This is a genomic window from Halostagnicola alkaliphila, assembly GCF_055379965.1.
In genome coordinates, this window is record NZ_AP043826.1 from 2,956,886 (window position 1) to 2,969,058 (window position 12,173).

The 12,173-nt window shown below is 59.9% G+C and carries 10 protein-coding genes and 1 tRNA gene; 4 read left to right on the forward strand and 7 right to left on the reverse strand.

Annotated features, from left to right (window positions below; all coding sequences use genetic code 11):
• Position 1: 1 nt before the first annotated feature.
• Positions 2–490 carry an uL15m family ribosomal protein gene (locus tag ACZ5C7_RS20175; RefSeq protein WP_464378046.1) on the forward strand — a complete coding sequence of 163 codons (489 nt, stop codon included), beginning with the start codon at positions 2–4 and terminating at the stop codon, positions 488–490.
• A gap of 3 nt (positions 491–493) precedes the next feature.
• Positions 494–1,951, forward strand: a complete 1,458-nt coding sequence (gene secY / locus ACZ5C7_RS20180) for a preprotein translocase subunit SecY (RefSeq protein ID WP_464378047.1) — start codon at positions 494–496, stop codon at positions 1,949–1,951.
• Between the two features lie 172 nt (positions 1,952–2,123).
• Here the strand turns inward: secY and gcvPB are convergent, their stop codons facing one another.
• The 4 genes from gcvPB to ACZ5C7_RS20200 all read right to left on the reverse strand — a co-directional run bounded on the left by gcvPB (position 2,124) and on the right by ACZ5C7_RS20200 (position 7,331).
• Positions 2,124–3,617, reverse strand: coding sequence for an aminomethyl-transferring glycine dehydrogenase subunit GcvPB (gene gcvPB, locus ACZ5C7_RS20185; RefSeq protein ID WP_464378048.1), 1,494 nt, complete (start codon positions 3,615–3,617; stop codon positions 2,124–2,126).
• Positions 3,614–4,951, reverse strand: coding sequence for an aminomethyl-transferring glycine dehydrogenase subunit GcvPA (gene gcvPA, locus ACZ5C7_RS20190; protein WP_464378049.1), 1,338 nt, complete (start codon positions 4,949–4,951; stop codon positions 3,614–3,616). The genes gcvPB and gcvPA overlap by 4 nt, the downstream gene beginning before the upstream one ends.
• 192 nt (positions 4,952–5,143) lie before the next feature.
• Positions 5,144–6,481 (reverse strand): hydroxymethylglutaryl-CoA synthase, encoded by a 1,338-nt coding sequence (hmgB, locus tag ACZ5C7_RS20195; protein WP_464378050.1) that lies wholly within the window; start codon positions 6,479–6,481, stop codon positions 5,144–5,146.
• 157 nt (positions 6,482–6,638) lie between these two features.
• Positions 6,639–7,331, reverse strand: a complete 693-nt coding sequence (locus tag ACZ5C7_RS20200; protein ID WP_464378051.1) for a TVP38/TMEM64 family protein — start codon at positions 7,329–7,331, stop codon at positions 6,639–6,641.
• A 90-nt stretch (positions 7,332–7,421) separates the two neighbouring features.
• Here ACZ5C7_RS20200 and ACZ5C7_RS20205 point away from each other — a divergent pair, with 90 nt between their 5' ends.
• Positions 7,422–7,775: a DUF5830 family protein gene (locus ACZ5C7_RS20205; RefSeq protein ID WP_464378052.1), complete on the forward strand. Its 354-nt coding sequence runs from the start codon at positions 7,422–7,424 to the stop codon at positions 7,773–7,775.
• A 35-nt stretch (positions 7,776–7,810) separates the two neighbouring features.
• On the opposite strand, the gene ACZ5C7_RS20210 is transcribed toward ACZ5C7_RS20205, so the two are convergent.
• Positions 7,811–9,025 (reverse strand): DUF7115 domain-containing protein, encoded by a 1,215-nt coding sequence (locus ACZ5C7_RS20210; RefSeq protein WP_464378053.1) that lies wholly within the window; start codon positions 9,023–9,025, stop codon positions 7,811–7,813.
• A gap of 124 nt (positions 9,026–9,149) precedes the next feature.
• On the opposite strand from ACZ5C7_RS20210, the gene ACZ5C7_RS20215 reads away from it, so the two are divergent.
• Positions 9,150–9,302, forward strand: a tRNA-Met gene (locus tag ACZ5C7_RS20215).
• A gap of 209 nt (positions 9,303–9,511) precedes the next feature.
• Here the strand turns inward: ACZ5C7_RS20215 and ACZ5C7_RS20220 are convergent.
• Together ACZ5C7_RS20220 and ACZ5C7_RS20225 are read right to left on the reverse strand one after the other, a co-directional pair.
• Positions 9,512–9,994: a hypothetical protein gene (locus tag ACZ5C7_RS20220; RefSeq protein ID WP_464378054.1), complete on the reverse strand. Its 483-nt coding sequence runs from the start codon at positions 9,992–9,994 to the stop codon at positions 9,512–9,514.
• Positions 9,995–10,210: 216 nt separating this feature from the next.
• Positions 10,211–12,022, reverse strand: a complete 1,812-nt coding sequence (locus ACZ5C7_RS20225; protein WP_464378055.1) for an asparagine synthase-related protein — start codon at positions 12,020–12,022, stop codon at positions 10,211–10,213.
• Between the last annotated feature and the right edge of the window lie 151 nt (positions 12,023–12,173).

Here is a 12,173-nt window from a genome sequence, read left to right on the forward strand (position 1 = left end):
TATGACGAGTAAAAAACGACGCCAACGCGGGTCGCGAACGCACAGTGGTGGCTCCCACAAGAATCGTCGTGGAGCCGGCCACCGTGGCGGACGTGGTCGCGCCGGGCGCTCAAAACACGAGTTCCACAACTACGAACCGAAGCACAAACACGGCTTCAAACGACCGCAGGGTATTCGCAAAGACGTCGTCGAGGTTGACGTGCAGAAGCTCGACGAAGATGTTGCGCTCTACGTCGCAGACGATCTCGCCGAAGAATCCGGCGACGGCTACGAGATCGACGCCCGTGACGTCGTCGAAGACGGTCACGAGGCAGATGTGGTAAAAGTCCTCGGCAGTGGGCAAGTCCGAAACACGCTCACAATCACGGCCGATGCCTTTACCGAGACCGCCCGTGAAAAACTCGAGGACGCAGGCGGGGAACCAGTCCTCACCCAGCGTGCCGAAGAAGCCGCGGAAGCCGAAGCCGACGACGAATCCGACGAGGAATAACATATGGGATGGAAGGAAGCCGCCGAACCGGTTTTGACGAGGATGCCGACAGTACGCCGTCCGGAGGGGCACGTCCCCTTCAAGCGGAAGCTAGCGTGGACGGCGGGTATCCTCGTGTTGTATTTCTTCTTGACAAACATCGACTTGCTCGGCGCAGCCGGCGGAGAGGACATTTACGGTCAGTTCCGCTCGGTCATCGCCGGGGAACACGGCTCACTGTTGCAGGTCGGGATCGGCCCGATCGTCACGGCCAGCATCGTCATGCAGTTGCTCGGCGGTGCCAACCTGCTGGGTCTCGACACTGACGATCCGCGGGATCAGGTCCTCTATCAGGGGCTCCAGAAGCTACTGGTCATCGTAATGACCGCGCTAACGGCGTTCCCAATGGTGTTTGCCGGCGACTTCCTGCCAGCCCAGCCGTCGCTCCAACTCGGCGGCTTTGCGTTCTCCTCGACGGAGATTCAACTGCTGATGTTCGCACAGATCTTCATCGGCGGCGTCCTCATCCTCTACATGGACGAGGTCGTCAGCAAATGGGGGATCGGGAGCGGTATCGGTCTCTTCATTATCGCTGGCGTCAGCCAGCGGCTGGTCACCGGATTTATCCAACCCGAAGAGGGTGGATTCTTCTACAACTGGTATCAAATCCTCTTCGGTGATATTGTCGTCGGCTCGGTCTTCAGTAGCGACGGGCTGTCCACCCTGCTGATGAGTGACGGCGGACAGATCATCGCGCTCTTGACGACGATCCTGATCTTCGGAATCGTCGTCTACGCCGAGTCGGTGCGCGTCGAGATTCCGCTCAGCCACGCTCGAGTCAAGGGTGCTCGCGGTCGCTTCCCGGTGAAGCTCATCTACGCGAGCGTCCTGCCAATGATCCTCGTTCGTGCGCTGCAGGCGAACATTCAGTTCCTCGGTCAGATTCTCGAGAGTCAGGTCGGCATGCCGGCCGCACTCGGGGTCTACGACGGTGCGAGCGAACCCGTCTCCGGGTTCTTCTACTACACCGCGCCGATCTACTCGCCGGAAGATTGGATGTGGTGGACCGCGGCGGTCGATCAGGCCTGGTGGATGGTCATGATTCGGGTCAGCGTCGACCTCTCCTTTATGGTCATCGGTGGCGCGATCTTCGCCATCTTCTGGGTCGAAACCACGAACATGGGTCCGGACGCAACCGCGCGCCAGATCCAGAACTCCGGGATGCAGATTCCCGGCTTCCGACAGAACGTCGGTGTCATCGAAAAGGTCATGGAGCGGTACATCCCGCAAGTGACCGTCATCGGCGGTGCGCTCGTCGGGCTGCTCGCCGTCTGGGCGAACATGCTCGGCACCATCGGGATGGTCGACGGAACCGGCCTCCTGCTCGCCGTCTCCATTACGTACAAACTGTACGAGGAGATCGCAGAAGAGCAGATGATGGAGATGCATCCGATGATGCGCGAGATGTTCGGTCGGGAGTAGGCAGCTCTCGATTCGTTTCGTGCGTTACGGTTTCATTTTTAGACCGCTGCTAACGGCTAACGGATAGTTTAGCGGTGTAACTATCAGTCGTACGTATTTGATGACGTGGGACACTTCCGATCGGTACTGCCCAAAGTTCGTCTTCTTCGGAAGATTCGAAGGTAAAATGTAATTACTGCTCGTCGAGCGCGTGCCAGGACAGCCGCGGGTTCCGTGCCGCGCTCGTCTGATCGATTCGACGCGCGGTCGTTCGCTCGGGAGCGGTCTCGAGCGTCTCGTCATCCTCTTTGGCTACCGCGTTGAACGCGGCTGCCAGTTGATCGAGCGTCTCCTTGCTCTCGATTTCGGTGGGTTCGGTCATGAGCGCCTCCGGAACGATTTCGGGCCACTTGGTCGTCGGCGGATGGACGCCGTAGTCGAGCATCCGTTTGGCGACGTCGGCGGCGTCCTGGTCGCCCGCGCTGGCGACGAACTCGTGGTGGAAGGGGTCGTAGGGAACGTCGTACTCGATCTGACTCGCGAGGTAGTTCGCGTTGAGGACTGCCTTCGCACTCGAGTCGGTGAGTCCTTCGTCGCCAAGTCGGGCGATGTAGGCGAAGGCCTTGACGAGAACGAGCCAGTTGCCCTGATAGCCGTGGACGTGTCCGATCGAGTGTTCGGGAGAGAACAGTTCGTAGCCGCCGTCGGATTCGCGAACTCGGGGCTCGGGAAGGAAGGGTGCGAGGTCCTCGACGACGCCTACGGGTCCGGCACCCGGTCCGCCGCCGCCGTGGGGCGTCGCGAACGTCTTGTGGACGTTGTAGTGCATCACGTCGAAACCCATATCGCCGGGGCGGGCGCGGCCGAGGAGGGCGTTCAGATTCGCCCCGTCGTAGTAGAGCAGGCCGCCGGCGTCGTGGACCATCTCGGATATCGTCTCGATGTCGCGTTCGAACAGCCCGAGCGTGTTCGGATTGGTCAGCATCAATGCCGCCGTGTTCTCGGAGAGCGCAGCCTCGAGCGCCTCGAGGTCGACCCGGCCGTCATCGTCGCTGGGGAGGGAAACAACATCGTAGCCGCCGAGTGCGGCGGTTGCGAAGTTCGTCCCGTGGGCGCTCTCGGGAACGATCACTTCGTCGCGGTGGCCCTCGCCGTTGTGTTCGTGGTAGGCCGTCGCGACGCGGATGCCGACGAACTCTCCCGCCGCCCCCGCGGGCGGTTGCAGGGTAACGGCGTCCATGCCCCCGATTCGTCCGAGGTACTCCTGCAATCGGGCGAGCAACTCGAGGGTTCCCTGAATCGAATCCGCGGAGCGATCCGGGTGGACCAGCCCGCTGGGCAGGGCCGCGACGTCCTCCGTAAACTTCGGGTTGTATTTCATCGTACACGAGCCCAGCGGGTAGGGGCCGCTGTCGATCCCGTAGATCATCTGAGAGAGTCGCGTGTAGTGACGAACCAATTCGGGTTCGGACGGCGCAGGTAACTCGAGGTCGTCTCGAGTCAACTCGGCGGGAAGCGGCGAGTCGTCACCGATCTCGACACGAGTGCGATCCTTTTCGACGAGCAACGGCTCGTATCGGCCGTTTCGAACGTACCGTGCTTGGTCGTATCGCGACTGCTCAGTCCGACCGCCCGCATCGGTTCGATCGCCCGCACCGGTTTCCGTTTCGCGGGTGTCGTCGCTCATCGAAGCACCTCCTCGAAGGCCTCGACGAACGCGTCGAGTTCGTCGTCGGTGACGCCGGCGACGCAAATCTGTAGCTCGTGCTCGCCGACGACGTGAACCGCGAATCCGCGGTCCTCGAGGTCGTCGGCGATCGGCTGTGCCGGCTGGTCGACGTGGGCGACGAACTCGCGGAAGTGCCTGCGATCGTGGACGGGAGCTTTGACGCCGACGAGCGCGTCGACGTCCTCAGCGAGGGACTCGGCTCGAGTGACGCCACGTTTTGCGAGCGCAACCATCCCGCCGGGGCCGAGTTCGGCGGCGTGCATGGCCGTTCGAAGGGCAACCCACGCCTGATTGGTACAGATGTTACTCGTCGCACGCTCGCGCCGGATGTGTTGTTCTCGAGTCTGTAAGGTCAACGTGAACGCACGTCTGTCGGTCGCGTCTTCGCTCACCCCGACGAGACGGCCCGGAACCTGCCGAAGGTAGGTTTCGTGGGTCGCAAACAGCCCGAGACCCATGCCGTAGCTCGTCGGCAGGCCGAGAACGCTCGCGTCGCCAATGACGACGTCTGCGCCGATATCGGCCGGTTTCTGGAGCAAGGAGAGCGCGATCGGGTCCGTTCCGAGGACGAACAGCGCGTCGACACCGTCGGCGACCGACCCGATTTCGGCGAGTCGTTCTTCGATCGTTCCCCGAACCGTGGGGTTTTCGGCGTAGATCATAACGGTCTCTTCGTCGACCGCGCGCTCGAGCACCTCGAGATCGACGTTTCCGTCGTCGGTCGCGTAGGTTTCGACGACGAGGTCGGTTCCCGCAACGTAGTTCTCGAGGGTGCTCCGTCGTCCCTCGCGCAAGATATCGGGGACGAAGACGCGGTGACCCGAGCTGTCTCGAACCCGTTCCGCGAGGGTCGCCGCTTCGCCGAGCGCGGTCGCGGCATCGTACATCGAACAGTTCGCTATCTCGAGGCCGGTCAGTTCGACGAGCAGCGATTGGTACTCGAACAACGCTTGCAGAAACCCCTGGGAAACTTCGGGTTGGTACTGGGTGTAGGAGGTCAAAAACTCCGAGCGGTCCGCCAAGTGATCGACGGCCGAGGGAATGTAGTAGCCGTAGTGGCCCCGTCCGAGGAGTTCCGTCAGATCGTCGTTACGCTGGAGTATCGAACGAACCAGTTTCCGAGTTTCGCGTTCAGTTCGAGCGTCGATTCCGAACTCGCCCTCGTACTGTACCGCTTCCGGAATGTCGAACAGTTCCTCGACGGTCTCGACGCCGACCGCCTCTAGCATCGACTCGAGAGTGGCATCCGTATGGGGAGCGTATGGACTCCCCGTGGCATGTAATCCGTTCATGGGTAGCAAAGGTCTCGGACGGACAAAAACTGCGTTCCCAGATCGCGCTTCCATGCGGGGATAGTCCGAGACACGTTAGTAACTATTACCAAACACGGGGTTATGAACGCACCTCTTTGTGCCGAGTATAGACAGCACAATCGATCGACGGTCGCTTCGAGAACACTCCTTGCCCCGGTCAGATTCAACCGGTTATTCGACGTACTCGTACTCTCGTTCGCCCATCCGTCCCCAGCCGCCGAAGACGAATTCGCCGTTCGGGGTGGTTAGTGACTCGACGTCGACGTCCATGTTGTGGTTGTGAACGTCGTGTATCTCTTCATAGTCGTCCCAGGTCAGTTCGTACCGGTCCTCGAGTTGTTGGTCGACGTTGAGCGAACCGATTTCGTCTTTCCAACTGTCCTGAACGACTTCGGTGTGGATCTCAGCCTGTGCGCCGCTTCCGTAGGAACCGACGGCGAGCTTCTGGCCGGAGAGGTCCTCGCCCTGCTCGAATGCGTGCTTGAGCGCGCTGATTCGGGCGACGTGAACCGACCCCGTGTACCAGTTTCCAACCTCTCGAGCGATCGTCAGCGTCGGATCGATCGTCTCGGCGTACCACTCCTGATAGCGGTCAGTCTCTTTGAGCCCGTCCATATACTCCCGGCGGGCTTCTCGGAACGCCTCGTCGGTTTCGAAGGCCTCCGGACGAGGTTGCCGACCGATTTCGTCGGCGAGTTCGTCTTCGACGGCCGTATCTCGAATGATGTGCCGATATGCCAACATCGCTGCCTTCCGAACCATGCCGGGGAACGGCGTGTGGAACGGAACGAATCGAACGTCGTCAAGGTGAATCTCTCCGGCGACGCTCTGATAATCGACTAGCGCCTCTCGCATCCGGGCGAGGTACACCTGGACGGAGCGTTTGCCGTCGACGCTCGGGAACTGCTGGTTCGGTTTGAGAAAGTCCGTTTCGTCGGCCGAGCCGTATCCCTGTTCAGTCGAAAGTGTGACGAGATCCGGATCTTCGGTGATGTACAGTGCGACGGCCCCTGCTCCCTGCGTCGCTTCACCGGGGTCGTCCCGAGCGTACAGCGCCGTGTCGGTCGCGATCACGAGCGCCCCGCGGCCGCGATTTCGGCCAGCGCGGATCCAGTTGTACGCGTCGTCCAAACTCTGGGTGCCGGCGATACAGGCGAACTTCCGTTCGCCTTTGTTCGCGTGGTGGAAGTCGTCCTCGAAGACCGACTCGAGACAGCCGGCGATATACGTCGAAACCGGTTTGGAGTTATCGAACGCGCTCTCGGTTGCAACGTCGATCCGACCGACATCGTCGGGTTCGAGCCCTTTGCGCTCCATCAGTCGGTGAGCCGCGTTAGCCCCCATCGTGACGATATCTTCGTAGCTATCGGGGAACGAACTGGCGTTCAGTCCGAGGCCCTTGGTGTACTTTTCGGGGTCTTCGCCCTTTTCGGGTGCGAACACGCCCGGCAAATCGAGTTTGAGGTTCCCGGTCCAGATCTCGACGGCGTCGATACCGACTGCGGTCATACTTCCGTAATGAGGGTCGTGATACATGGTATTGTCGTTTGGTGTTTCGACGACTGTCGATTCCGCGATGGGACACGCCGGGTTTCAGAGCGAAACCGATTTTCGAATACGCTCGAGAAACCATACTCGAGAGCGGGACCAGTTGAAGGGACGGATACTATCTGGCGTCTGGCGATCGCGATCGAATCGTTCGGTAGGCCGGCCCCGCGAGCAAAAGGACGACAGCGACGAGACAGCCGGCGGTAAGGAACACTCCGAGTTCGCCGAGTCCGTCCGTACGAACGATCGCGGCGGAGGAACCGACGGCGACCGCGGCGATCGTCCACGGAAGTTCACCGAGAACCGTTCCGATGATGAATCGCGGGTATGAAACACCGCTCACAGCCGCAGTACACGTCGAGATATCCGAGGGAATCGGAGCGAGTCGCGATACCGCAACTCCGCGGATCTGCCCAGCGGTGCGATAGTACTGGTAGATGGCGGTTGTCGTCCGATCGATGGGTCCGCCAAACGGGAGGTCCTCCAACGACGACGCTGTGGAATCCGAGACGAACCACTGCGCCGCGACGAAGACCGGAGTCACGGTGAGAATCACCCCCGTCAATGCGATGGGAACGCCGAGTGCCGTGCCGAATCCGTATCCGACCACGAGCGCCAGCGGCGTCGTCGGCCAGGCGAACAGCGGGCGAACCAGATACAACCCGACAACGACCAACCCGAACAGAACCGGGTCGCCGGCGACCGATTCGAGAACCGTTGCCGCCGAACCGGGCGAAAGCACTATCCCGGCAGTGAGGATCCCACTCACGAGGAGGACGCCCCCGATCGCACGCCGCGGGATCCGTGACATCGGCCGACGTTCGAACTCGACCGTTGAAGGTTTTGTGACTCTCGAGTTCGGACGCAACGTTTATTCGACTCCGCAGATCAGCACTCATCGATGGACGACCGCGTCGAACGTGGGTTGGCGTTGCTCGAGCGCCTCGAGCACGAGTCGTTATCGCTCGCCGACGCCGTCGATCGAATCGAGACGGTGACCAACGACCCGACCGTCACTCGAACGATCCTCGACGAAGCCGAACTTCGAGGCATTATCGAGCGCGAAGACGGGATTATCCGACCGAAGAGCAGACAGTACGTCAGCTTCGATAAAGACGTGATTACGAAAGAGGGCGACTTTCACTGTCAACGCTGTGGCTCGAGCGTCTCGACGGGCTACTTTCTGAACCTCGAGGCCGGAGAAATCGGTCCGTTCGGCTCCTCGTGTATTCGTAAAGTTACCGGGCGAGAGTGAGACGAGAACATGGCAGGTGCCAGGTAACGACCGCGTTATCGTCCCTGCCGAAGTTCCTGAATCAGCTGTTCGATCGTCTCCTGTTGACTCTCGAGCAGTTCCGTCTGTCGGGAAACCTGCGCCTCGAGATCGTCGATTCGCTCGAGCAGTTCGGGATCCGTCCCCGCCGTCGCGGCTTTGAACCCGCTCTCGCCAAACGACCCGGAGGATGTCTCGTCAGCCCCGCTCTCGGCGGATCCCTCAGCAGGGTGGTCCGTTTGCACTGCGGGCCCGGACGATTGGGTTACCGATCCCTGCTCAGTAGTGTCCGTTTCCGATTGCAGATTCGAGTGCTCGTCCCGTGACGAGGTTTTCCCGAGCGGGTCGGCAGGTTGCGCGTCGACTGCTTGATCTACCCCCCTGTCGTCGATCGGCTCTCGAACCGACTCCGCGTTCGAACTCGCACTCGAGTTCGACTCTGCGCTCGAGGCCGTATTTACGTTCGCTTCCTCGCGCGCAGGCTCCGGTGACTCTCGATCCGTCTCGTCCGGCATCGGCGGGTTCGCATCGAGCGGATCGACACCCTCTCCGAAGGGCGTTGCCGGGTCCTCGTTCGGCTCTGGTTCTTTTGTTTCGCCAACGGCGGCATTGAGTTGCGAGAGCGAATCGACGCCATGATAGGCGAACAATGCGCGCTCGAGTCGCTCTCGGAGATCAGCCGCTTCGTCGTTCGGAGCCTTGATTCGTTTCGGACGGCCGTCAACTTCGAGAACGATTTGGGTCGCGACGCTCCCGTCCTCGAACGAGAGGTTAGTAACGTCATCGAAGTGATACTGCTCGAAGTCCTCGTCCCACACCGCTTCTCCGATGTGTTTGACGAGTCGGTTGCTGGTAACGATTAGCGTGAGCTCACTGAATCGATAGGTTCGGATAACCTCCTCGTCAACTTCCGAGATTCCGTTTCCACTTAGCACGCCCGCCACGAGCGGCGTGAGCACGGCGTTTGTCGACCCTGAAGGAATGGTGAACTCACGAGTGCCATCGAGGGCGTATTCGAGTGAAAATCGCGTTTTTCGACGGCCTTCTGAGAGGGTTAGTCGGTCAGCGTCGTGGGGGAACTCTTCGACCGATTCGTCGCTCAACAGTCCATCTCCTCGATAGATTATCGACTGCGTTGGAGTGACGAAGAGTTCGTCGTCGCCACCGAGAGAAACGCGTGTGACGATGTCCTCGCCCTCGAGAGTTGACTGTACGATGCCGGGAACGCTCATGGTTCCGGTGTTCGCAATGACCTGTGATAAATCCGTGGGTACTCACGGATACCCCATGTGGGGGCTGTGCACGCACGAGTTGAATGAGAAGGTTAAAGAAAGAGACCGCACTACGAGAGAACGAGCCCGGGTGGCTTAGCTGGACATAGCGCCGCACTCATAGGGTTCAGAGATTCGGTGCGGTTTCGCCTTGGAAGCCTCCGTGTCCCTCGAGGACTCTGCCGAGCCTCGGACCTGGGACATGCGGAGATCGAGGGTTCGGAGCCCTCCCCGGGCATGCTTCTCAAAACGCCACGAACCGAAGGTGAGTGGCAAGACTGAGAAGCATGGTCGGTCCGCTCCGAACCCGTAGGTCCTCGAGAGTGAACGCAGTGAACGATCGAGGGCACGGAAGAGCGAAGCTCTTCCGGAGGTTCGGAGCCCGGACAACCGATCAATACCCTATTATATCGCTCTACGTTCACATGACGACCGAATCACACAATATCAGTCCTCGCAGTACGCTTCGATACCCTCCCGATCGACGGACTCGTCCTCGAGTCCGATACAGCTCTCACGCGAGTTCAACCATCGGACGAGCCGCTCACCGTCTCGATAGATGCGGACGCCTCGAACGACCGCCGACGTGTCGTTGATAGCACCAATCTCCTCGAGGACCGACGGACAGTTCACGTCGAACTCGTGGGGATAGTCCGGGTCGTCGTCAAAATCCTCGGTCGCCGGCGCTGATGTCGGGCCATCATAGTAAGAAATCTCCACGACGATTTCTTCGGGTTCTGGGTAGTCGTCATCGACGGCGACTGTCATTCGCGAGCAGTCGTGGAACGTGACGGATACGCCTTCGGCCTCCCGTGTATACGGGTGATGACGGTCGTCGTGGTCGTACGCCTGTACGCTTGGGAGGCTAGCCGTGGCTATCCCAATACCCGCAAGTATGGTTCGCCGTCGAAGAACATGCTCGTCTGCCATGCCTACTTCTGGTATAGTGCGGTGTAAATACCCCTCAGTCCTCTCTCTGACCGATCGATCACGCTGAATGTCTCCCCGCTGTTCATAACCGTTCTCTGATTTTTAGGAATTCGATCGATCTTACTACCGAGCAGCGAGGCTGTTTCGAGTAGCGAACGGGTAAAAAACGCACTCGATTCGGCGCAGACGGTTCGTCGTTCGTCGACAGTATCGAAACTACTGGGAGACCGAGAGGGGGTCTGATTCGTCGTCAACCGATCCGGATCGCGACTCGCTCGAGACACCGGATTGCCGTGCGGTGGCGGCGATGAGTGTCAGCAAGAAGTATTGGTGGGTGCTAGTGTATTCCCCGCTCGACCACGTAATTCGTTGAACCGCCTCGCTCGAGAAATGGTCTCCGAACTCGGAGGGATCGCCTGTCGCTTTCGCGAGGGCGACCGGCGGACTGTCCGCTCCGCTCGCACCCTGTCCCAAAAGCCCGAAGACACGATCTTTAAGGGCGGGATGTTCGGAAAGCCATTCGTAGCCGAACCGCTTGACGCGGTAGGTGAGCGAGTCGATTGGCGCGCCGAAATCGACGTAGTCGATCTCGACCGTCTCGGGGTGAAGCTGAGTGAGGAACTCCTGATAGAGCTTCGTTCCGTCCTTTTGTTCCGGCGGACACGCCATCGCCTCCGTAAAGAACGGAAGTGAGTAAAACGGCGTCGTCGACCAGGTGTAGTATCGGGTTCGGTCCTCACCATGGTTGAGCCAGTTGATGCCGCGCTCTCGGACGAGGAAGTGAACGTACCTCCCCTCGAGCGTCGATTCGGGATAGGACAGCAGTCTGTTACTGATCGAACTGATGAGTCTGGTGCGTTCGATGTCGACGATGTCCGTCACCTCCTCGAGCGAAAAGACGTGTTGTCCGTCGATGACCAGTTCGACGAGTTCATCCATGGACTCGACGTCTTTCGACGGGGTGAGGTCCGGCATCGCCTTGTCTCCCCCGTCGCCGGTCACGAAGGTACAGGCGGGGTGGTCCGTCGATACCTGTTCGGCGAAGTTGAGCCCGAGAGACATCCCGAGATTGTTCATCCCTTGGCTCATCTCGAGGAGTTGTTCCCGGTGATGGTCGGTTCTGTCCGCAACGTAGGATTGCCACGGGACGTCGAGTGCGTTCGCGACCTGCCTTGCGACGTCGACTTCTGCCGTGTTCCCGCCGTTCTTTCGCGCTGATGTCGCTGCTACCAGTTCCGTATCGGTATGCGTGTAGCCGGCGATCACCGCTCGCGAATCGAGGCCACCGCTCAGCGAGACGATCGTTTTGTCGGTTACGCCAGCACGGTTTTCGCAGGCTTCAACGAATCGATCCCGAAGGTGACGCGCGTTCTCGTCGATGGATCGATCTCCGTTCGGGTGTTCGTCGAACCGAAACTCGTACGTCGATTGGACGGTCCCCGAATCGATCTCGAGTGTCGAACCCGGGGGAAGTTGCTCAACGCCGTCGAACAGCGTCCGCGTTCCGAGGGGGTAGCCGAACAAAAGCATCTGACCGAGAGCGAGCCTATCGGCGGAGAGTCCATCGCCGAACTGTTGAGCCAGTTTGCGGACGACCTTGAGTTCGCGGGTGAGTATCGTCATCTCTCCGACGGTCGCACGGTAGGTCGGCAGTCGACCGAACGCATCGTTTATCGCCCACGTCGTGCCGTCGGTCTGATCAACGATTAGCAGAAGAAAATCACCGTCTCGCTGAGCGATCCACTCGGAGAGTTCCGACTGGCGCTCCTCAGAGACGAACTCGGCGGCCTCTGTTAGCGCCCCTTGGACATCGTCTGTGCCGTAGAGATGCCCCTCGAGAACGATCGTGTATTCGTCCGTTTCGAAGACTTCTACCGGGTATTCGTCGTACCCGGTGTAGGCAACGACTTGCTCCTCATCAGCATCGACGTAGTGACAGTCGTAGCTATCGTCGAAACAGACCGAAAGAAGCGCATCGTCGACGGCATCGCGGTCGGTTGGCTCCTGGGCGACAGTAATACCTGGCATAGAACAGCAAAGGCAGATAACGAGGATTATTATATAGTCGTTAAACGCACGAACGCCTTCGTCGCGGATAGTGATGGTGTTTTCGTAGTGGATTCAACTAATTCATCCCTATCAAATTTCGGTAGAAGCGTTGTAATCAGGAAGCGTTCGT